Raw genomic sequence first — 22,254 nt, forward strand, 5'->3', positions numbered from 1 at the left:
ACCCATGGGTAAGGTGCCTTTGGCTTTGCAGGAAAATAGAGACGTATTTAACCAGTTGGCTAAATACGTCAACCTAACTAAAGAGTATGACCGTGGTGCGCCATAATCTTCTCAGGGCTATGACAAGTAGCACATGCTTCCTTGGCATCTTTTGCGTTAGCTGCATCATTCACATCAACCATATGGTCCGCATCTTTATTCGCGCCGAAGTAACCACCATTACTTCTGATATGAGACATTGCGGCATCAGATAGGTACTTCTGGTGACAGCTCATACAAGCAGCAGCATCAGAGGAGGCGTACCAAGTTTCAACCACTTCACCGACAGCAGGACTCTGAGTACTTGGGACTGCATGAGCTTGTCCACCATTACGGCCTAACTCGAAGCCATACTTCAGACCACCATAACCCTCTGTAGCAGAGTGACAAGTTGTACAATCTGTCTTAAGTATAGTGCCGCTTCCACCGTGGCCATTATCATGGCCAGTTGCCTTATGAGCTTTGTACATAAAGCTGGTAGATTTAAGCAGATCAACACCATTACTAGCCTGGCCGTTGCCTTTCAAGCTCTTATCATTGGTATGACACGCAATACAGTTCACACCATTTGAGTCATGGTAGAACTCATAGCTGTGACAGCCATGACAAGATGCATTATCAACAATCGAGCGACGCTCACCAACAACAGCGGTACTATCACCTAGCACAGTACGGTAAGCCGGGGTTTGCACATAGGCTGGATAGGCATTTTCAGCATCACATGCCGTGCGCTTATCACTACCCTCTTCAAAACAGACCTTAAGTACTGGCAACACTTCAAGTGAACGTGCGGCAATATCAACTGGGAAGTTAATCGTCACTGCAACACTAACCGTATTATCAGCATTCCAAGTCGCCTTAGTTGGATCTTTTATGTCAACACGACGGCTGCTATAAGAGGCTTGATTGTAATCTGGGTAGTCTTTCTCAACATCCCAGCTCACTACCATATATGGCTTGCTGTAACCCTGCTTGTAAACCTCAGCTTCAGAAACCAGTGCTCCTTCAGCATCCATAATCTTCATCTCAAATTCGATAAGATTAGCGGCACTGATAGTGACATCACTCACTTCTACACTGTAGTCTTTGGCAGCTTGATAAGGTTTCTCTCTGTCTGTATGTACCGCCGCGCTATGGCAATCAGTACAGACAAGTGCAGGGTTCTTATCTGACTTATGTTGAGCCGGAGAGTCAGTGTGACAACCAGTACAAGCGTTGGCATTAGCATTCGCTAACCACAGATCTTTATCCGCTAAAGCCTCATCCTGAACGTGGCACACGGCACAATCCATAAATGGTTTAGTCGGGAAAGCTGGATAATCAAAGGCGTGATCGCCACCATAACCCGCTATGGTGTATGGCATCTTCACAACATTGCCCTCAGCGTCTTTACCTTCACGCTCTGGCCCCATGTGAATGGCATGCACCATATGCCCTAACTCAACCGATACAGCATTAGGGTCAGTCACAATACCATTATGGCAAGATTGACAGTTCTCAAGATCCAGACGACGACCACCATGAGCCTCTAAACTATCTGGCTGATGACAGGTGTAGCAGGTTTCCAGCGTCACTAACTCACGCTTCTCTATCCCTTCAATTGAGTTTGTTGCAGGGATCCAATCATAATGAGCGTTTTCCGCCAACTCATGACCAGAAGCATACTCAAACTGCATCTCTATCGCGATCCTTTGGGTTAACGCCGGATCAAATACTACCCCAGCCGCATCAGTCGCTGACACGAGATTGGTTTTAAAGTTGTAGGTATAAGTACCATCTTTGTTATCGACTAAACATTCACTGCAGTCTTTGATTTTTTCAAAGCCTTGCTCGAACGTCGTGCCAGTATCATTGGTGGTTTCATTTAACAGAGAGATCCACTGCTTTAGTTCACTGCCTGTATCAGTTTCAAGCTGAGCTAAAGAGAAACGGAAGTCATGGTATTCATTGGTCCCACTTAGGCCAAATAATCCCACTCCTTGTTTATTTTCCAGATCAAAATCAACCGTGATTATGCCTTCTGCGTATGTCGCATTAGTGATAGTTGCAATCGCTTCATTGGCCATATCGATATGTAAACCGGACGTTCCCGCATCACCATCATTGCCATTACCGCCATTCTCACCATCACTACCATCTTTTCCATCATCACCCGAACATCCCACTACACCCATAGTCATAGCTGCAGCGAGTACTAACCATATTTTTTTCTTATTTGTTTTTATCATTGCTCATCATCTCCGTGGAGTCGTTCAAATTCAATAAAGTGAACAGTTCAAAAATACCCCAAAAGAGGTAGGGTTAATTTGAAGCCGGTCAAACTTTTAACAAACAACGCCACAAAAAGAACACCTAATTATTACATTAGAAACAACTACTTAATTTGTCATTAATTGAAATTGATAGAGATGTGAGAGAAAATTTGATTTATAAATTCAGTTCTAAAAATAAAACAGCACTATTAAAGTGCTGTTTTATAAGTTTTTAGATATAAAAATATGAATTAGCTAGTGAAGTTACTCAGACAGTACCACCCTAAACTGAGTTAACAATTCGACGTCATCCTGACGACCATACTTAATCAAAATATCATCTTTACCATCATAATTAAGATCGGCAATCGATAACATATCTCCCTCTTCTGGCAGGGTTACTTCCAACTTTTCCCCACGCTTACCAACTAACTTGCTACTCGATTCTCCTAGATAGACCCTTAAATTCGAATCACCATCAGAGAGCAGCAGATCTTGACGTTTATCACCATTAAAATCGGCCAGTTTAATCACAGGTTCACCACTCTGACCTGAGGTAAGACTAAAACTCAGCTCCACCTCCTTGGATGTATTTGGTTTTTTAGCGTAGCGGCCATTGCTGTCCATCTTAAACAGGTACACATCCTGATCGATACTGCCAGAGATAAGCGCCCCAATGATCTGAGAGAGACCGATATCAAAACCAGACACCATCACCTCGAGCTTCTCATCATCATCGATATCAATAAACTCAAAACCAGTTAATGTCCCCTCAGCATGGATCACGCTATTAGGCTCAATTGGAAAGCTTAATTTTCCCTCATTGTTTTCACCGAGAAATATCTCGTAATCATTAACCCTATCGAGCACACCTGAGCTTTTGGTATACCTGAGCACCAGATCTGTGATCCCATCATGATCGATATCTCGGATCTCCTCCACTTTTCGGTAAACCAATGAGCTTTGATCTGGTTGATCCCCAAAAGCATCTCGCTTAAGCCACCAGTCAACACCGCTGATCGCCTGTCTCATTGGGTGATAATTCGGGGTCTTTTTAAAGCCTCCCTCATCGGTCTGAAAATAGCTCTCCAGCTCACCTTCACCAATTTTAACGATATCCTTTCGGCCATCTAAATTCATATCAGCCAAATATATTTTAGACTCGGTATAGTTCACACTCTTCTTATACACATTGACAAAGGGCTTTATAGGTAAGGTTTGACGAGTAAAACCGCCCACCTCCTGAGCTAGCAATAGTGTAATGTCGGTAAAGTTAGTGATAATAATATCCGCTCGATTATCGCCATTGAGATCCCTAACAAAATCGCCACGACTAATGTAATCGGCACGGGATTTTAACGTCATAGAATCGATATCGGAGATCACCTTAAAAGGCGCTGTTTTGTCAGCAGCGATAAACTGCACTAAGTGCTCGCTGGATTGAAAATAGAGCTGCTGTTGCCCCTCGCCCTCACTGATATCAAAACTATGAAAAGACACTGGAAGCAGCACTTTTTGCGCTAGGCTATATTTCATTGAATCAGGGTTTAGGCTAAATACGCCAAGCCACCGCTGTTTACTGTCATCGACCCCCAGCGCCAATAGCTCCTTACCGGCATCGGGTAGAAGATCGACAGGAAGAAGTGTATGAGTCAATTCAAAAGGCGCTTGAATAGCTTGGTTTTTAAATGATAAATCCAAACTATTGCCTGCCGATAGCGCGTTAAATGAATAACTAGCCGCGCCTACCGCACTTGTAAGTATCAAGGCTAAGCGAGTGAATTTTCTTGTTATATTGACCATCTACACCAAACTCCCTTAAGGCGAATACTAATTGTTATAGCTATGTGATTTTTCGTCCCTCTAATCTATCGACTCTAGGATAAAAAGAAAGTTCATAGTTACCCCCTGTTACAAACTAAGACGATTAGACACAATAGCGACTCTATATACTGATTGGTATTATTTCCACGCTCGAGTCATCTCACGGCGTCCCAACGCACCAGGATAAGCTTTAACGGTAAAGCCAGAAGCTTTCAAATTTCGTTTAAACTGACCATTAGCACAATAGGAAACCAACATGGCTTGCTGCTGCATCATAGGAAAAAGTCGGTCAAAGTTATCTTGTTGCCAAAGCTCAGGCTGCTTACTGGGCGCAAAGGCATCGTAATAAACTAAATTGATGCTGTTTTCAGCAGAAGTAAACGACTGTAACTTCCCGTGCACCTTGTGCAGCATAAAACCTGGCACGATCTCCACATCACAGTCCCAAGGGGCCTGATGCAGCTTATCAAATAGCGCGGCAATCTCAGGCGTAAAACCAGCTTTATAGTTAAGCTGCTCCACCAGTTCCATGGGAATAGGGTAAGCTTCAATACTGGTAAAGCGAATTGGACGTTCAACTCTTCCCGTTTGGGCTAATGCGCTTCTTAATGTCAAGATGGCATTCATGCCAGTTCCAAAGCCAAGCTCTAATATATTAACCTCTGAAAACGTAGCAGATAACTGCTCAAACCCTGCTTGTATATACACATATTCTGACTCACTCATGGCCCCATTATGGGCATGGTAACTATCATCAAAAAGCGAGCTCATCAGAGTATGTGAACCATCTTTAGTCATCTTTACTTCAATCTTATTTATCACTTCACAACCTCAAACAGTCACAGCTTTATATACGGCATCGCAAATTATACTGAAAATGCCACCTAAGGATAAAGCGATACACAATATTGTATTAAGCGATGCCATGAGCCCCCAAAGCAGGGTATAGTTCACAAAAACATTAAAAACGTGACGTAAAAGGATGTTCCATGTTTAGCAAAAAACTTATCGGCCTCAGTGTGCTAATGACACTAGTTGGCTGTAGCAATGAAGAATCAACACCGACAAATGAGCTAACAGCTCCCAAAGTAAAGGTCGCCTCTACTCAAACCGACGCGTCAAAGCGGGCCAACATAGATGTTAAAGTCACCCAATTGACCCAAGACTACATCCGTTCGCAGCCCGCTTTAGCTACCTCTTTAAATCTTAGCCCTGAGATTGCAGGGGATTTTCAGCGCAAGCTTCCCGACTTCTCCTCTGCAGGTATGAAACAGTTGCAGTTAAAGATGAGACAAGCCGCAGCGCAACTTGCAACCATTGATAGAGAAGGGCTTTCTGAAGCAGATAAACGCCACGTAGACGTCAATGAGGTCATCGCCAATTATTACGCTGGTGATAATCAATTTGATGCGGGTTATATCGATGTCTGGGCTGGACACCTGCCCTATATCGTCAATCAGATTAACGGACCACTGATCGACACTCCCACCACATTGATTGATCAACAAGCCATTTTAAACCTAAATGATGCCGAGGATTACCTAGAGCGATTAACGGCATTGGCAACGATGACACTTCAAGTAAAAGCAAAAGTTGAAGCCGATGCCGCTAAAGGGGTGATCCTGCCAAAACCACTCTTTGCTAACACGCTGAAGTTTTTCGCCAACTTCACACAAAAGCCAGCCAGTGATCACCCATTGGTTAGCAGCTTCGAAGAGAAGCTTAACTCAATTGACACTTTAGATGAGAAGCAGCGACAGAAGTTGACTGCTCAGGCTGCAAAGGCCATTGAAGAACAGGTTTATCCAGCTTATCGAGAGGTAAGTGAGCTAATGACCCGTTTAGAGCCCAAGGCTCCAACAGATGTGGGAATATGGGCGCAACCTAACGGTGAGCGCTTCTATCAACATGGCATCACCTATCTGGCAGACTCTAACTTGAGCGCCGATGAGATCCATCAACTAGGTGTAGCAGAAGTAACCCGCATTACCCAAGAGATGGACAGCATCTTAAAAGCCAACGGCTATAGCGAGGGAAGTGTTGGGATGCGTATGGTAAAACTGAGCAGCGAGCCCCGCTTTCTCTATGAAAACTCAGATGAGGGCCGTAAACAGCTACTTAGCGATCTCAGCCGTGATATCGACACCGTAATGGAGAAAGCCCCACAACTCTTCTCTACCTTGCCCCCACAAAAGGTTGTGGTTAAGCGCGTTCCTGTTGAGGTCGAAGCTGGTGCTGCTGGAGGCGCTTACGTACCTCCAGCTCTTGATGGAAGTCGTGATGGTGTTTACCTAATTAACCTAAAGGATATGACCTCAATCGCTAAGTTCGACCTAAAAACCTTAACCTATCACGAAGCGGTTCCTGGCCATCACTTCCAGATAGCCCTTAACATGCTGCAAACCGATATCGGCTTAATGCGTCAAAACGCTTCCTTCAATGGCTACATTGAGGGCTGGGCACTCTACTCTGAACTACTCGCCTATGAGATGGGGATGTATGAGGGAGATCCATGGGGAGATCTAGGTCGACTAAAAGCTGAGGCCTACCGCGCAGCTAGATTAGTTGTCGATACTGGCCTGCACCATAAAAAATGGACGCGCCAACAAGCCATTGAATACTTTGCCGAAGCAACTGGCTCAACTCAAGCTAATGTCACAAGCGCAATCGACCGTTATATCGCTTGGCCAGCGCAAGCCCTAGGTTATAAGTTGGGAATGATTAAGCTGGTTGAACTCAGAGCGAAAGCTCAACAGGCGATGGGTGAGCAGTTCGATATCCGTCAATTTCATGATCTGATACTGCTCCCAGGTGCTCGCTCTATCAGCATGGTTGAAGCCGATATCAACCGCTGGATTGAGCAGCACACACAAACTACCAGCCTCAACAATATTCAATAAAAGAAGACGCAGTATCAATCACTCCCTGAGCCATCCCCATAGGCTCAGGGAGAGCCCTCTATTTTGCACACTAAGCGGTTAAAAATAATTCACTTCATTGGGTTATACCCAAACAACTTCAAGGTGCAGGATTCAGCATGTCGAGAAGTGACAGAGTTCAAGGCATGAAATAGTAGGACTAGTTATTCTAATTCAATATTTCATAACACAGAAAAATGTTGCTTCTCGCCATGCCCTACGGGAGTTCCCGTAGAATCCCTGTACTGCGTTAGTGATATCAACAAGGGAATAACCATTATCCTCAATCACTGCCTTGTTCAGCAATCCTACGGGAGCTCTGAAACGAGCATCTTGAGGTCGATTGGGTATACATAGTGATCAATATCACATTCTTATCTCAATTTCAGTGAGAGAATGCGCGCCTCTAAACAGTCCAATCTACTCAAGTTACCTTCTATGCATTCAACGACAGAAAAACAGGCAAGCTCCTCATTTAAGGGCAACGCACTGGCAGCATTTTCATTTTTGCTATGGGGCTTGATGCCACTCTATTATCAATATCTACCAAATGCAGATATTAACGAGCTGCTGGCGTTTAGAATTCTATTCTCCGTCCCCTTTATGGCATTGGTATTTCTGCTTTTAGGGCGAACTATGCCCTCAATGTCAGCACTGAAAGCGGACAAAAGATCGGTCGCTTTATGCGGCTTGGCATCACTTATCATGTGTGTCTCTTGGTATAGCTTCACGTGGGCTATCACCCATGGACAAGTTTTGGCTGCAAGCTTAGGCTTTTTTATCAACCCTCTGTTTGCGATTGGCTTAGGTGTTCTATTTCTTGGGGATAAACTCACCTCAGCACAAAAGCTCGCTGTAGTATTAGGCACCTGCGGTATCAGCTACATGGTCTATAGCTATGGTGAGCTCCCTTGGCTTGCACTAAGCATGGGCAGTTTTTTTGCGCTCTACGGACTATGCAAAAAGTTTATCCGTTTCGACTCTCTCACTTCGGTAACACTTGAAGCTATCTGGCTAATGCCTTTTGCAGCTATCTACCTCATCTGGCTCTGGAGCTCAGATCAAAGTGTCGCCATCTCTTCAGCGCTTTCAGGAGAGGTTTCAGTTCTGCTGCTCTACATGGGCACCGCGCCGTTAACTTTGCTACCTCTGGTCTTCTTTGCATTGGCAGTCAGAGCCACCAGCCTATCTATGATAGGTTTGATGCAGTATATCGAGCCGAGCCTGCACTTCCTGCTGGCTGTTATTCTATTTAATGAACATTTTGATCAAGTAAAAGCGGTCAGTTTTGCGCTGATCTGGACCGGACTTCTACTCTGCTCATTAGAAGCCCTCCCGACCTTAAGGCATAAACTGTTAGCTAACAGACACTCAAGTTAAGCTACTGCGCCTCTTAGCTCTGCAATAATCTCATCGGTGATCTTACGACTAAAGATCACCGACAGATGTAAGAAAATAAAGAAGCGTTTATTTTTAGCCCAAGGCCAAAGTGAGCTCGAACTCGGTACTATGGTGTAATCGATAGCCGTCCAGTAAGAGAACAAGTTCACCCCCTCCAGAGTCTCCTCATTCTCTTGTAAAAAACGCAATAGCTTACTGTTTGGTCTTAGCTGTTTAAATGTTTTTGAGGGATAGGGAAGATAAGCGGTATAAGTCCCATGATGGGGAGACGACAACGTAAAGAGATTCGCCACCCGTTTGGCTCCCCCTAACGCTTGTAGATAATATCTGGCAACTATCCCACCCATGCTAAAACCCACAAGCGTGATCATCTCATGCTCACCAAACCTTAGCTCTATCTGCTGCTTTAAACTGGTACTCGCATGTTCGATACCTAAGCTGCCATCAAACGGCGCTAATGTCGGAGCAAAACACTCATAGCCTTCGGCCTCAAAGCTCTTCTGCATCCGGCTCATCACTCTCCCCGTATTAAAGATCCCATGAACTAACACTATTTTCATCCACTAGCCCCTAAAATAATGCGAATCTAAACTTCCTATAGAAGATATCTGCTATCATGCGCCCCTATCAATACATGGCACTAAAAACGAGCCAAAAACTATGTCGATTTCATCTTTATTAACCAGCGCATTAGCGAAACGTCATGATTTATTAGCGGACGCTAAGTTGAACAATACCGACTGCTATCGTGTATTTCACGGCACAGTAGAGGGCCATAACGGTTTAAATATCGATAGGTACGGCGATGCTTGGCTAATTCAAACGTTTCATCAGACATTAACCCAAGATGAGCTCAATGAGATCAAGCTTATACTGGAAAATATAAACCCTCTGACTGTCATCTACAATGACCGCTCAGACAAGAACTCTCGGGTAATGAACGCCCTCGACACAACCGACGAGGCCTTTGCTCAATCTGCGCAAGTTATGCAGGAAAATGGCATTAAATTTACCTCCAAACTTCGCCATGAAGGACAAGACCCTCTGCTATTTTTAGATATGCGAGTCGGTCGTGAATATGTTCACGCTAACAGCAAAAATAAAACCGTGCTCAATCTATTCTCATACACCTGTGGTATTGGCACAGCCGCCGCAGTGGGCGGCGCAAAACGCGTGATCAATATCGATTTTTCATCTTTTGCATTGGAAGCTGGGCGTAAGAATGCCGAGCTAAATGGCGTATCAGAGGCGTGCCAGTTCATTCAAAGTGATGCCTTCCCTGCACTGCGTCAACTTGCTGGATTGAAAGTCGGTGGCCGCCGTAACCAAAAGCTGCCCGCCTATCCTAAGATGACCGCCACCCAATTCGATCTTGTGTTCCTCGACCCACCACGTTTCGCTAAAAGTGCCTTTGGCACGGTCGATCTGATCAATGATTATCAGGGACTATTTAAACCAGCCATGTTAGCCACTAAAAAAGGCGGCACCATCGTCTGTTGTAATAATGTCGCCAAAGTAGAGCGTGAAGCCTGGTTTAACGCCCTCAATCGCTGTGTGGAAAAACAGGGACGTAGTGTTGCCAGTCACCAATGGCTAGATTGCCATGAAGACTTCCCTTCGTTTGATGGGAATCATCCATTGAAAATAGTCGCTTTAACCTTAAGTTAAAGCTGTTCATTTTGGGTGGTTGATGACTTGTCGGATAACAAGTTTGTTCTACTTGTCGAATAACAAGTTTTAAATATTTTGAGGGTTGGGTTCATTGGGTGGTTTTGGTGTTTGGTTTGTTTGTGGCAAACCATAACCTTAAGTGTATTTATTGCTTCCAACAGACGAATTCAGACCTATCGGATAATTACTCTTTCTGAGACTGGGTTCATTGGGCGAGATTGGTACTTAGTGAGCTAGTTGTGAATCATCACTTCAATATTGTTTATTGCTTGCAGCATGCCTTATGTGTAAATACTTCTATGACACGGCGCCCTCTCTATTAACGGAAAAGGTCCCTATAGCCTCTACGACAGCGTCCTTGTTGTCGAAGGTCATAGCCGCATTCACACCTGATTGTTTATATCTTTGGGCTCTCTTGGCTCCGATACCTTTGCTATACCTATAAATCAAGATATATATTAAATTTCTTCTAAATTTAAAGACTTCCTAAAAAATAAATCCAGTTTAGTGTAAAATAGAACAATACTCTTTAGATATTTAAACCCATGGGCTTCACCTTCTAGTAGGACACTGTCATATTTTACTCCATAGATATCCATTATTATTTTCATTCTATAATAATGTTCAATATCAACAATAGTATCTTTATCTCCTTGCGCCAAGAATATTGGAACTGTAATTTTCTTTGCTTCATATACAGGAGAGTATTTCATCAATATATCTAATTCAGTTTCTGGATCCCCTACGATTTTACTTAATAAATTATTCGACCTTTCAGATTCACTTAAATTAACATTATTGAACAATAATGTTAGATCAGTAACTCCTGCATACGAAGCAGCACATTTAAATATGTCAGGTCGATTAATGGCTGAGATCAAAGCAGAATAACCACCATAACTAATACCATAAATACAAACTTTGCTTGGGTCTACAAGCCCTTGATTAATGACTTCATTGATTCCTGATTGAATGTCATTCTCAATTAAACGTCCCCACTGTTGCATCCCTTCATTTTTAAATTCTTTTCCATAACCCGAAGATCCTCGATAGTTTGGTTGGAGAACTGCATAACCCAATGATGCTAAAAATTGTACATGTGTATTAAAATGTCTTGTGTCCCTCACCGAGATAGGCCCACCATGAGGCAGCACTATCAATGGCGGATTTGTAGTCTTTGATGCTGGCAAAGTTAAATAAGACTCTATACTTTGACCATCAGTCGATTTGGAAATAATAACTTGACTACTTCCTAAATCATACTGCTTCAACCAAGGAGCTTTTGATGAGAACTTAATTAACTCCAATGAATCAATTCTAAATAAATGATAAGTTCCAGGATCTATGGAGCTTGATGTTTCAACTATAGCAATTGTTTTTTTTAAGTTGAAATCAATAACATAAGGTTTAGACTCATCAATAGCTAGCTTTAGTGCTCCATCGAGTACTTTATCTATTTCAGAGAAATAGATATGCTTTAGAAAGCCGTCCTCAATAAAAGATACACCTAGAATATTCTCTCTATCAATACTAACAATTGCAGAATGGATATCAAAACCTACATTATCATAAACTTTTTCTTTATATGTTTTATCAACAATATCATACTCATACAAGCTTATAAAATCATCTTGTTCGTTCGAAAGAATATAGAGCGTTTTATTATCCTTAGAAACAAGGACCGGCTGAAATGTAAATTTTTCTTCTCCCTCCCAAATCAAGTCCCACTTTCTAGATTTTAAATCTTTAACCCAAACTCTTTTTTTAGATTTATTTTCATCAACCCCATAACCAACTGTAACAATTCCATTGGAGTTTGTTAACCAGTGTGTGGCTTCTGGACCTCTTTTATTCAATTTGAATTTACTACGAAGTTGTCCTTTAAGACCCTCACGAGATATATCCAACCTATATAAGGATGTTTTACCTTCATCCCACTTACCAACTATAAATTTATTTTTAACGTCAGGTAACGGATTAGAAAGAAAAACATCATCTAATAAATATTTATTTTCCACACCTTTTAATTCAAGTTTATCAATAATTAACTTGCTTAATAACAAACCTCTTCCTTTACCTTCAATATATGCTTCCAAGACAATTGAAGAATTATCAATCCAGTAAAAATCTTCAATACTAATTTGATCATCAAACTTGTCTTCTATTATTAAACTTTTCTTGAAAGTCTCTGTATTTAATAGAACCAGTTGAGATAAAGTACCAGTATCTTGCATTAATAAAATAAAATTTCCGTCAGGAGACAACTTTACACTATTAACTTGATAAGCCTTAAAGAATGAATTTGCAATTTTCTCAGTCTTTTTAATATGACTTTCTTCTGAAATAGTAACTAACTCATTAGAGAATGTGTAAAAACTAATAAAGACTAGTACTAAAGTCGTTAAATACTTTTTCATATCACTCCCTCCCTCCCACTTTGGTACTCTTCAAGAAGTCAATAAATGGATCTTCAGAATTCGCAGTAAAATATAAGGAGTATTTAGACATTAAGTTATCACAACAACTTTCTAGCTCTTTTATAACCTGACTACTACGATTAACATAATTATATCTAGCAGTTCCAAACTGGGCGTTAAAATCAATAATCAAGTGGCCACCATAATTTACCACCCCTTTATTTACTTTGATATCATATCCATATTCTTCAAGATTAAAATAATAACTTTTATTAATTTGTATCTTAGTCCACTTGTAATCGCCAGCTGGTAAAGTTATTAATTCAAAGTTTTCACCTATTTTTATATCTTTAACCTTGTAACTATTACCAAAGACGCTAGCTTCTTCTAAAGTTATTGATTTAGGTAACATCCCTGAAATTACTAAAGGCAAAATAACATAACCTTCATTTTCATCTAATGATTCTAAATTATCTCCAGCAAAACAGTTAAAGCTAAAAAGTATAATACAACAATTAATAAACCTCATTTCAATCCCTTGTTAGTATAATAATACGATGAAGTTTTATGCATAATGCTACAAGAGTAAAATAATACTTATATAGCAAATACTTACCTATATTTAGTAAATTTAATATACATATGCAGCAAACCTGTTATTGAAGCTCAATCTCAATAAGCACTCTATCAAACTTCAATAAACAGTCCAATATTAATTCAGCCTGAATCAAAACAAGAAAATGTAATCAGTCTTCATTCGAAGACAAGGTAACTTTGTTAGCCTCAACATCATATCGATAGTGCCCTGTGATTTGGTAATCAAACAGCATATCTTCAAGTACTGGGCCGGAGCCGATATTGTGCACTACGTAGGGCTTTTCATTGTCACCAACGCCTTGGCTAACAATGATGCCGATATGCGGGAGGTTACCGGGTAGCATCCAAGTCACAATATCACCAGAACGGTAAGATTGAGCACTCTGACTAATTGGCAGTACTTCGCCATGGCGGGTAAAGAACGTCTGTAAATTTGGTACTCTACGATGGTCAATATTGCTGTCTGGACGTGTTAACCCCCATATTCTTTTTGAGGGATATTCTGAGAAGTTTGCCAGCATATCTTCGTGAACTAATGCTTGAAGATCGACGTTCAGCTGGCGGTAGCTTCGAATAATGACATCGGTGCACACGCCAATATTGGCCGGCACATCTCCATTTGGGTAACTAATGCTGTGGTAAGCACCATCATAGCGCACACTATGCTCCGTTCTTTCTAAAGCCGCATCAACCAAGCTTGAAGCTGATGCAGCACCACAAACAGCGGATGAACAGAGCAGGAACAGTGCTAAAGTTAATCGTTCCATGACAACTCCTAGGATCTTAGGTTTTATTCATATAGACCCATGTTGCGCTATATTCCACCCAAATAGCAAACCACCAACAAAACACTAGCTCCTACTTTTAGCAACAAGAGCATTTCAGGATGACAAATGAGATCAGCATCTAAAACTTCGGCAAAAAATCTGCCCACTCCTGATTCGAAAAACCTATCACACACCACCTAAGGTGAGTTTGGCAGGATCTAATAACCGCTCAAGTTCATCACGTGAAATATTGGTCTCCTCCTCGGCAACATCGAGTACCGCTCTGCCCTCTTTATAGGCTTTTTTAGCAATTTCTGCCGCCTTGGCGTAGCCGATAATGGGGTTCAACGCTGTCACTAGAATAGGATTACGAGCCAGAGCTTTCTGTAGCTGGGCCTCATTGACCTTAAAGCTGGCTATCGCTTTATCTGCCAGTAAGTAACTGACGTTAGCCAGCAAGGTAATGCTTGATAGCAGATTATCGGCAATCATGGGCAACATGACATTAAGCTCGAAGTTTCCCGCTTGACCGCCTACTGTAATGGCGCTGTCGTTACCTATCACTTGCGCCGCAACCATGGCGGCCGCTTCTGGGATCACTGGATTAACTTTTCCAGGCATAATCGATGAGCCAGGTTGTAACGCCTCCAACTCAATCTCCCCTAAGCCTGCTAACGGCCCAGAGTTCATCCAGCGGAGATCGTTGGCTATCTTCATCATAGACACGGCGGTCGTCTTCAATTGCCCAGAGAGTGAAACGGCAATATCTTGAGTGCCTATATGGCTAAAGAAGTTATCTGCGGGTGTAAATGCAAGTCCAGTGACATTACTAAGCTGACGGCTAAACTCTGCAGCGAACTCCTTATGGGCATTAATGCCTGTACCTACTGCGGTTCCACCTTGCGCCAAGCTTTGCAGCTTTGGTCTTATTCCCTCTATCAGTTCGATATTTTGCTCAATTTGACTCGCCCAACTCAGCAAGCTCTGACTCATACGCACTGGCATTGCGTCCATCAGGTGAGTGCGGCCCGTTTTCACAAAACGATCCACTTCATTCGCTTTGCTCTTAATCACTTGCAGCAAGTGCCTAAGCCCAGGTAGTAGCTGTTTATCCAGTTCAATAGCGGCGCTGATATGGATACAGGAGGGGATAATGTCATTGCTACTTTGGCCAAAGTTAACATGGTCGTTAGCGCCTACGGCTTGCTCTGTTAGCTCGGATGCAAGTGTGGCTAATACTTCATTGGCATTCATGTTCGAGCTTGTGCCTGAGCCCGTTTGAAATACATCCACAGGGAAGTGCTGCATCATATTCTGTTCATTGAGTAACTGGTTAACCGCACCAGAGATCCCATCGGCCATCTCTAGGGGTAAAAGTCCAAGTTTTCCATTAGCTTGAGCAGCGGCAGATTTAGCCAATAATAAAGCGCGAATAAACGGCTCTGGCATCGTCTTTCCACTGATAGGGAAATTATTTACAGCCCGTTGAGTTTGAGCACCATAAAGCGCTGAAGCTGGCACCTCTAGCTCGCCCATACTGTCTTTTTCAATACGTGTTGTCATGATTATCCTATCGCTGTTGGTCATGTCTTAACTGTGTTAACTATTTACTCTAGTGAGCTAAACCCGGTTTAAAAAACTGACTGGTTACCCTTAACTCATAAAATAATTTCTCCAACTCCTGCTTTTGCTCATCGGAACCTACGAGTCTAGATAGCGCGCTCAAGGGTTTATAGATGTTATCTAAGCACCAAAGGCGCCAATGCCCCGCCAACATGTCATCAGATAGAGTATCAAGCAATAATCTATACTCTGCTACATACAAAGACCAAGCCGCCTGCTTACAAGTGCTAGCCATGGCCTCCTCCATGGAGAACCAGATTAAAACTAAACTTGGATTATCTACCTCTTCGCCGTGCCGTATCTTATGGCGCAGCACATTAATCGCAGGATCTTGATGTTCAAACTGAGGGAAACATTGGCACATAAAAACCACTTAATGAGAATAACAATTAATATCATTAAGTGGTTTTAGGCTGAATATGTCAACGATATTTACGCAACTAACTTAAGGAGACTAAGTTAAGGGAGTTAGGCTAAGGGACAGCCTGTTTATTTTACATTCTGACGAGCAAACTCGTTTAGTTCAGACACTGTTCGGATCACAATCACCTCTTTGGTATTCGACCTCTCTTGTAGCTTAGAGACAAAGTCGTCATTCCAAAACTTTGGACATAACCTCAGTACCTTATAACTCTCCAAAGTCCCTTTCAGTACCGAGCTACCATCAGGCCAGCCCTCAGGTTTGACAACAAGCCCCTTTAAAAAACGCTTAGTCACAAACCAATAACTCATTAGATAAGGCAGATCGATGTAAACCAAGGTATCGGCAGCATCTAAGCGCTGATGAAAGGAATCTATAGGTCCAAAACCATCGATGATCCAAGTTTCACCTGAGAGGATTTTTTCATGTGTTTTATCAAACATCTCCCTAGGAACTAGTTTGCCACTAGGTTCATACACTATCGAATCGAGTTGATATAAGGGTATCCCTGTCGCTAAAGCAAGCGCTTTACTCATGGTGGATTTTCCGCTGCCAGGCTTACCAAAAACGGCGATTTTCTTCATATGAGTTCCTTAAAGTGAGAATTCCCATAAGGCAGAAACAGAAAACCCACCTCTATGGGGTGGGTTCAACTGATAAAAAGCATATCAAAATCCCACCATTCCTATGGAATGATGATAATGATTTTACACAGCTTAAGATCTATTTTCATACCATCATCCTCATGGATAAGAAACTGATTGTCAACGGATGTTTATTTAATGCTAGATCCTGAAACAAGTTCAGGATGACGACTTTACAGTGACAGAATTTACAGTGTCAGCCAGATGCTAAATAAAATGTAATCAGCCTTCATTCGATGGCCTCACTCTTATGGTGTAACAATATTAAACACACCTTTTGGCTTATCCAGTAACCCAAAAAAGCTCACCAGATCTAACTTACTTCCCTCGATATCCAGCTCATCAGAGAAAAGTAGATCCGACGCGCCAGCGCTGCCGATGATGATATCGATAAAGAGTTCATGACTGATATTCAATGTCACGCTGGCATCAGCACTTTTGGGGGATTTTTTATGGTTTAACACCGCATTTTTTAGGGTTAACACATAGTTTGTATCAAGATCGGTAAAGTGAATATTTAACACCATCTCCTCACCAAACGCCTCAGGGCCTATCACACGTGATGCCATGGATTGCAGGAAGTTCTCCACCGGCGATCGCAGCAAGACCTGCTTCATCGACACCAGATCTATCCCCTTCTCAGGAGCACCGTGTCTAAGTTCATAGGCAGCAGAAAGGTACACATCACGCCAAGGAGCTGATTCAGCCTGATAACCCAATTGATCATAGGTGCTAGCCAGTAGCGCTTTCCCAGCGCTGTTATCTGGCTCGGCAAAGACCAGATGATTGAGCAACTCAGCAGCCCAGCGGTAATCTCCTGCAGAGTAAGCCTGCTGGCCATGTTGCAATACCGCATCGGCGCCTCCCATCAACTTGACATACTTCACTGCAGCACGTGTTTGTGGCAGAGGGTCAAGATTAACAGGATTAGCGTCATACCAGCCAAGGTAAGCTTGATACACAGCTTTGGCATTGTGCTTAGCCGTGCCGTAATAACCTCGATTTGAGAATGTGTTAGATAGTGAAGGTGGCATCTGGATCTGTTCGGCAATTTCGTTCGGGGTTAAACCTGCATTGAGCATGCGCACCGACTGGTCATGAATGTATTTATAGGTATCTCTCTGCTTCTCTAAAAAGTCACCTATCGCCTCCTCTCCCCATATAGGCCAGTGATGGCTACCAAAATAGACCTTCGCTTGCTTTTGACCCGTTATCGCCTCATCGATTGAGCGACTCCACTGCAGTGCATCTCTCACTTTTGCACCTCTTAAGGTGTACAGGTTGTGCATGGTCTTAGAGACTAATTCAGCTCCACAATAAGCTTGTTGCTCAGGCAGATAGAAGGTGAATTCTGCAGGAGCTTCCGAGCCAGACACAATTTGAAAATCAAACTTAACACCATCGATTACATGGGACTCATCAGTCTCAACTGAAAGCGTGGGAGCAAGGATGCCGAAGGTACCAAACGCAGGCTCTTTACCTAAGCCTGAGTCAATATGCCCCCGCTCACTCCTTGGCAAACGTTTACCATACATGTACATGGCACGGCGGGTCATAGCTGTACCAGCCATCACATTTTCACTGGTTGCCTCATGCATAAATCCAGCAGGAGCAACAATATCAACACCCGCCAACTCAGCGTTAATATCGCCTTTGAAAAGTCCCAGAGCACCGCCAAAATGGTCCATATGGCTGTGGGTGAAGACAATGGCAGAGACAGGTTTTTCACCTAGCTGCTTATTCACAAAGTCGATAGCAACAGCGGCGGTTTCTGCCGTGGTGAGAGGATCGACAACGATCCAGCCGCTTTTACCTTGGATCAACGTCATATTGGCCAGATCGAAACCGCGGATCTGGTACACCCCCTTAGTCACCTCAAACAAACCTTGGATATTATTTAGGCTAGCCTGACGCCACAAACTGGGATTAACACTCGCTGGGGCTTCCCCCTCTATAAACTGATATCCAGGATTGTTCCAGATCGTCTCTCCTTTGGATCCACTCACTTTAAGATCTGGCAAACTAGCGATAAATCCCCTATTAGCATCGGTAAAATCTTGAGTGTCATCAAAGGGAAGTTTTTCAAGCTGTTGGCGGTTAGCCTCTATGGTGTAGCTTGATGCAGGTGTAAAACCAGTTGCATCAATTTCCCCTGGCTCACCGCCTGCTATATTTGCTTTGTTATCCGGCGAACACGCCACCAGTAGTACACTCACACCGCAGGGAAGCATCAATCGACGCAGGGCTTTAAGGCGGCTCACGCCAAGTCGATAAGTAGTAGATTCTCGCATCGAAAATGAAGTTTGACCTATCGTTGTGGGGGTTCCAAGATTAAACATATGGCTAAGCTCTATTGATAACAAGTCAGCCTAACCTATTACATCTTTACAACACTCAGGTTATCATTTTTCGCCAATGACAGATCTCGAACACAGCTCAGTCCATCGAAACTAACCTGTATCCTTGCCGTTATCGGCTGTAGATGATGACAGGCGTTGTGCCCGATATTCACTAGGGCTGATGCCATACCAAAGGTGGAATGCACGGGTAAAGTTGCTCAAACAGGTATAACCTAATTTATCGGCCAACTGGGTCACGCTCAACTCGCTTTGCCCTAAATAGTAATGCGCCAACTCCTTACGTTTATCCTGTAGTAGACTCCTAAAGCTAGTTTCCTCTTTCTTCAAATAACGGCTAAGGGAGCGCTCGCTGATATTGTAGAGCTGTGCCACTTTAGCAGCAGTTGGCTCCCCGGTGACTAACATGGCATGTATCGCTTGATAGCTTTTCTCCCTCCAGCTCAACGCCTGCATCTGATCTAAGTATTGGCGTACCTGATGCTCATTTTCAGCCGCTAATTCAGGATTTGCCATCAACGTGGAGCGCTCCAACATGCCCCTATCCATCCACATGCAGTTCTCCTGCCTATCAAATGCAACTGGAGCTTTAAAGCAGTCTCTCCAAGCAGAGGAGTCCTTTGGCTCTGTGCGCATCAAGTCGACACTATGAATAAACCTGGAGTCACCAATCATCAAGTCGCCGTGATGCATCAAGGTTGAAAAAAAAGCATCGATAGCCATGTGGCTTATCTCAACCCCATCGAGTGGTGTGATCGTAAAACCAATCAGTTGTGGCGTTCGCTGTAGCTTGATTGCTGCAGAATTGCTGATGAGAGCATAGTAACTGGGGAGGCGCTCAAATGCCTGAGCGAGTGTATCTGAGGTCATCATCAAACGGCCTAATGCCCTAAAGTGCATTGGATATGCGTACTGACCGACCTTCAGTCCAAAGGAGGGCAGTTGAGTCACCGCTTCAATATCACGCCAAAAAGGGGTCATAAGATCGATAGCGACCCGAGAATCCGGTGCAGATTCTAGCTGAGACAGGGACAAACCCGCCGCTTCAAATACTGGATTAGGCTCAATGCCTGAAGCGCTTAAGGTTCGAGCAACGGCTAATGACCAAGCAGCAATCGTAGTGTACTTAGCTGATGAAGTCGCTAGCTCCCCTTGAGAGGAGTGACCATTAACCCTATCTGAAATTAACGACTTCATAGGCTAACTTGGAAGCTGACGTAACATATGAAACTCATCTTGATCCTCACCTACGATGGTAAAACCTAATCTCAGATAGAGCTCTCTAGCAGGATTGGCTTTTAATACCGTTAAAAAGATGGGCTTACCCCGGTTTACTGACCAAGCAATTACCTGATTAAGCACCATTTTACCTAAACCATATCCTTGGTGAGCTGGCGATATTTGGATCTGCATAATCTCAAATTTGTCACTCATCTCACGATACTTCAACGCGCCTACCCGCTCATTCTGGTGAATAACCAAATGGTAGCAATCAAAGTCATCATTTAGACGAGTCAAGTGCTCATCTTGAGTCAAAAATATCCCAGCTTGCTCTAAATGCTCCACCATGGTCGAAAGCCTAAGCTGCAACAAAAAGTCATGATCGACTTGCTCGGCCCTCACTATTTCAAAATCCATTCACCTCATCCCTATTCTTTATCCATGGCTTTTAGGCTATCAGCTTTGAGTTCACATTTCCTCTTTGGTTTACTTCAAGTGTAAACCCTAACAAAACAGTCGATAACAACCACTACACCATAAATTTCCAATCAAACCAGACATACAACAACAAAACCTACAATATAAAGTCAATATGCAGTCAACTTTAGTTAACGCTAAAAACCTGAATTAATTTAAAAGAGATAATTAAAACCTTGTAAGAAAAACACTAAAAACAGCAAAAAACAAAACCATAAAACCACAATAAAACAAAGCAAAAACATGAGTTAACCGTAACATTTACAAAAATTAATCTTACAAGGCAATTTATCTTCTTTACTTCAGAATCAAATGGGAATACATTCGCCAAAAAATAACCAACAGTGGGTTATTTAAGACTCAAACACCATAGACAACCAAAGCTAAATTAAAACAAGCTAAAGGAGATGATTGTGATAGATAACATCATAGAAACACACAAAAATAGCACTTTCGTCCCGGTGGCAGGGCTATCGTTTTTTGCAATAGCATCCGGATTTTTAATGAGCCTAATTCCGCTCTCATTATCTTCATTCGGTATTGATAGCTCTATGGTGCCTTGGCTTGCCAGTATCTTTTATTTAGGTCTATTAATTGGTGCTACTTGCATCGAAAGTATTGTTGCTAAAATCGGGCACAGAGTTGCATTCATTGTATTTCTCTCTGTATTGATCTCGACAATTCTTGTCATGTTAGCGATTCCCAATGCAGTCACATGGCTAATATCACGCTTTGTCGCAGGTTTCGCTGTTGCGGGTATCTTTGTTGTGGTCGAGTCTTGGTTGTTGATGGCCGACAGCGCAAAACAGAGAGCGAAACGCTTAGGGCTCTATATGACCTCGCTTTATGGCGGCAGCGCCTTAGGTCAACTTGGTATAGGACCCGTTGGAGTGAATGGATTTTTTCCATACCTTTGTGTGCTTGGCTTGCTAATGCTAGCCATTCTGCCTCCACTTCTAGTGAAAAGTGGGCAGCCAAAAAATGAGCATAACCAAAAGCTAAAATTGAGTGAGATTAAAAAGCTAAGCCGTCCAGCGATACTAGGCTGTCTAGTTTCGGGCCTATTACTCGGCCCGATATACGGTTTACTGCCTGTGTACATCACAAGCCAAGTTGATAACCCAGAGCAAACTGGAGTACTAATGGCCACCATCATTTTAGGTGGTATGTTGGTACAACCTCTTGTGAGCTTCTTATCACCTAAGGTGAGTAAGAGCTTGTTGATGGCACTATTTTGCTTATTTGGTGCACTGGCTGTATTTGGTATTTTAGAGTCGCGCTCATTTATGGTGATGGCGGTAAGTTACATGCTGTTAGGCGCCTGTAGCTTCGCTCTCTATCCTATCGCTATCACACTCGCCTGTGATGCAATATCGATGGAAAAGATAGTTTCAGCAACAGAGGTGATGTTATTAAGCTACAGCGTGGGATCGGTTCTAGGACCACTATGCGCTACCAGCTTTTCAGATTCACCTGACTCTGTGATCTTTTATCTAGGCGGCTGCTTAACAACGACCTGCCTCTATATGTTCATCAAGAGCATCGAAAAGATCCACACAGGTCAAACGCCAATTCCAGGCGCTTAACTCTCAAAAATAGGAAAGGGGGACTCTTTAGTCCCCCTT

At 42.9% G+C, this 22,254-nt stretch carries 17 protein-coding genes; 4 read left to right on the plus strand and 13 right to left on the minus strand.

Annotated elements, in window-relative coordinates; translation table 11 throughout:
• Nucleotides 1–77: 77 nt before the first annotated feature.
• From SWOO_RS21815 to mnmD, 3 genes are all read right to left on the minus strand, one after another.
• Nucleotides 78–2,267 (minus strand): OmcA/MtrC family decaheme c-type cytochrome, encoded by a 2,190-nt coding sequence (locus tag SWOO_RS21815; RefSeq protein WP_012326837.1) that lies wholly within the window; start codon nt 2,265–2,267, stop codon nt 78–80.
• 288 nt (nt 2,268–2,555) lie between these two features.
• Nucleotides 2,556–4,094, minus strand: coding sequence for an FG-GAP repeat domain-containing protein (locus SWOO_RS21820; protein ID WP_012326838.1), 1,539 nt, complete (start codon nt 4,092–4,094; stop codon nt 2,556–2,558).
• 159 nt (nt 4,095–4,253) lie between these two features.
• A complete protein-coding gene (gene mnmD, locus SWOO_RS21825) occupies nt 4,254–4,937 on the minus strand; it encodes a tRNA (5-methylaminomethyl-2-thiouridine)(34)-methyltransferase MnmD (RefSeq protein ID WP_012326839.1) in 684 nt (227 codons plus the stop codon).
• Nucleotides 4,938–5,104: 167 nt separating this feature from the next.
• Between mnmD and SWOO_RS21830 the strand changes: the two genes are divergently transcribed.
• Entirely contained in the window at nt 5,105–7,015 is a 1,911-nt protein-coding gene (locus SWOO_RS21830; RefSeq protein WP_012326840.1) for a DUF885 domain-containing protein, read from the plus strand.
• Nucleotides 7,016–7,471: 456 nt separating this feature from the next.
• Nucleotides 7,472–8,413 (plus strand): EamA family transporter RarD, encoded by a 942-nt coding sequence (gene rarD, locus SWOO_RS21835; protein ID WP_049774501.1) that lies wholly within the window; start codon nt 7,472–7,474, stop codon nt 8,411–8,413.
• On the opposite strand, the gene SWOO_RS21840 is transcribed toward rarD, so the two are convergent.
• Entirely contained in the window at nt 8,410–8,994 is a 585-nt protein-coding gene (locus SWOO_RS21840) for a lipase family alpha/beta hydrolase (protein WP_012326842.1), read from the minus strand. The genes rarD and SWOO_RS21840 overlap by 4 nt on opposite strands.
• Nucleotides 8,995–9,094: 100 nt before the next feature.
• On the opposite strand from SWOO_RS21840, the gene SWOO_RS21845 reads away from it, so the two are divergent.
• Complete coding sequence (locus SWOO_RS21845; protein WP_012326843.1) at nt 9,095–10,102, plus strand: class I SAM-dependent rRNA methyltransferase; 1,008 nt, start codon at nt 9,095–9,097, stop codon at nt 10,100–10,102.
• A gap of 461 nt (nt 10,103–10,563) precedes the next feature.
• On the opposite strand, the gene SWOO_RS21850 is transcribed toward SWOO_RS21845, so the two are convergent.
• The 9 genes from SWOO_RS21850 to SWOO_RS21895 all read right to left on the minus strand — a co-directional run bounded on the left by SWOO_RS21850 (nt 10,564) and on the right by SWOO_RS21895 (nt 20,569).
• On the minus strand, nt 10,564–12,522 hold the full coding sequence (locus SWOO_RS21850; RefSeq protein WP_012326844.1) for an alpha/beta hydrolase family protein: 1,959 nt from the start codon (nt 12,520–12,522) through the stop codon (nt 10,564–10,566).
• A 1-nt stretch (nt 12,523) separates the two neighbouring features.
• Entirely contained in the window at nt 12,524–13,051 is a 528-nt protein-coding gene (locus tag SWOO_RS21855; RefSeq protein ID WP_012326845.1) for a hypothetical protein, read from the minus strand.
• Between the two features lie 217 nt (nt 13,052–13,268).
• Nucleotides 13,269–13,886 (minus strand): DUF1287 domain-containing protein, encoded by a 618-nt coding sequence (locus SWOO_RS21860; protein WP_012326846.1) that lies wholly within the window; start codon nt 13,884–13,886, stop codon nt 13,269–13,271.
• Between the two features lie 186 nt (nt 13,887–14,072).
• Nucleotides 14,073–15,452, minus strand: a complete 1,380-nt coding sequence (locus tag SWOO_RS21865; protein WP_195743004.1) for a class II fumarate hydratase — start codon at nt 15,450–15,452, stop codon at nt 14,073–14,075.
• Nucleotides 15,453–15,498: 46 nt separating this feature from the next.
• A complete protein-coding gene (locus tag SWOO_RS21870) occupies nt 15,499–15,873 on the minus strand; it encodes a hypothetical protein (RefSeq protein ID WP_012326848.1) in 375 nt (124 codons plus the stop codon).
• 125 nt (nt 15,874–15,998) lie between these two features.
• A complete protein-coding gene (locus tag SWOO_RS21875) occupies nt 15,999–16,514 on the minus strand; it encodes a P-loop NTPase family protein (RefSeq protein WP_012326849.1) in 516 nt (171 codons plus the stop codon).
• Nucleotides 16,515–16,822: 308 nt separating this feature from the next.
• Nucleotides 16,823–18,913: an alkyl/aryl-sulfatase gene (locus tag SWOO_RS21885; RefSeq protein WP_012326850.1), complete on the minus strand. Its 2,091-nt coding sequence runs from the start codon at nt 18,911–18,913 to the stop codon at nt 16,823–16,825.
• 111 nt (nt 18,914–19,024) lie between these two features.
• Nucleotides 19,025–20,128: an AraC family transcriptional regulator gene (locus SWOO_RS21890; protein ID WP_012326851.1), complete on the minus strand. Its 1,104-nt coding sequence runs from the start codon at nt 20,126–20,128 to the stop codon at nt 19,025–19,027.
• Between the two features lie 3 nt (nt 20,129–20,131).
• Entirely contained in the window at nt 20,132–20,569 is a 438-nt protein-coding gene (locus SWOO_RS21895) for a GNAT family N-acetyltransferase (protein ID WP_012326852.1), read from the minus strand.
• Between the two features lie 467 nt (nt 20,570–21,036).
• On the opposite strand from SWOO_RS21895, the gene SWOO_RS21900 reads away from it, so the two are divergent.
• Entirely contained in the window at nt 21,037–22,215 is a 1,179-nt protein-coding gene (locus SWOO_RS21900; protein ID WP_041417826.1) for an MFS transporter, read from the plus strand.
• Nucleotides 22,216–22,254: the final 39 nt, after the last annotated feature.

Origin of the sequence: Shewanella woodyi ATCC 51908 (assembly GCF_000019525.1) — a bacterium.
GTDB classification, from domain to species: Bacteria; Pseudomonadota; Gammaproteobacteria; order Enterobacterales; family Shewanellaceae; genus Shewanella; species Shewanella woodyi.

Excerpts from the sequence above, each read along its gene's own strand:
- SWOO_RS21820 (WP_012326838.1), bottom strand. The coding sequence starts at position 4,094 with ATGGTCAATATAACAAGAAAATTCACTCGCTTAGCCTTGATACTTACA.
- SWOO_RS21875 (WP_012326849.1), bottom strand. The coding sequence starts at position 16,514 with ATGAAGAAAATCGCCGTTTTTGGTAAGCCTGGCAGCGGAAAATCCACC.
- SWOO_RS21895 (WP_012326852.1), bottom strand. The coding sequence starts at position 20,569 with ATGGATTTTGAAATAGTGAGGGCCGAGCAAGTCGATCATGACTTTTTG.
- SWOO_RS21830 (WP_012326840.1), top strand. The coding sequence starts at position 5,105 with ATGTTTAGCAAAAAACTTATCGGCCTCAGTGTGCTAATGACACTAGTT.
- SWOO_RS21845 (WP_012326843.1), top strand. The coding sequence starts at position 9,095 with ATGTCGATTTCATCTTTATTAACCAGCGCATTAGCGAAACGTCATGAT.
- rarD (WP_049774501.1), top strand. The coding sequence starts at position 7,472 with ATGCATTCAACGACAGAAAAACAGGCAAGCTCCTCATTTAAGGGCAAC.
- SWOO_RS21815 (WP_012326837.1), bottom strand. The coding sequence starts at position 2,267 with ATGATAAAAACAAATAAGAAAAAAATATGGTTAGTACTCGCTGCAGCT.
- SWOO_RS21900 (WP_041417826.1), top strand. The coding sequence starts at position 21,037 with ATGATTGTGATAGATAACATCATAGAAACACACAAAAATAGCACTTTC.
- SWOO_RS21855 (WP_012326845.1), bottom strand. The coding sequence starts at position 13,051 with ATGAGGTTTATTAATTGTTGTATTATACTTTTTAGCTTTAACTGTTTT.
- SWOO_RS21850 (WP_012326844.1), bottom strand. The coding sequence starts at position 12,522 with ATGAAAAAGTATTTAACGACTTTAGTACTAGTCTTTATTAGTTTTTAC.
- SWOO_RS21885 (WP_012326850.1), bottom strand. The coding sequence starts at position 18,913 with ATGTTTAATCTTGGAACCCCCACAACGATAGGTCAAACTTCATTTTCG.
- SWOO_RS21870 (WP_012326848.1), bottom strand. The coding sequence starts at position 15,873 with ATGTGCCAATGTTTCCCTCAGTTTGAACATCAAGATCCTGCGATTAAT.
- SWOO_RS21840 (WP_012326842.1), bottom strand. The coding sequence starts at position 8,994 with ATGAAAATAGTGTTAGTTCATGGGATCTTTAATACGGGGAGAGTGATG.
- SWOO_RS21890 (WP_012326851.1), bottom strand. The coding sequence starts at position 20,128 with ATGAAGTCGTTAATTTCAGATAGGGTTAATGGTCACTCCTCTCAAGGG.
- SWOO_RS21860 (WP_012326846.1), bottom strand. The coding sequence starts at position 13,886 with ATGGAACGATTAACTTTAGCACTGTTCCTGCTCTGTTCATCCGCTGTT.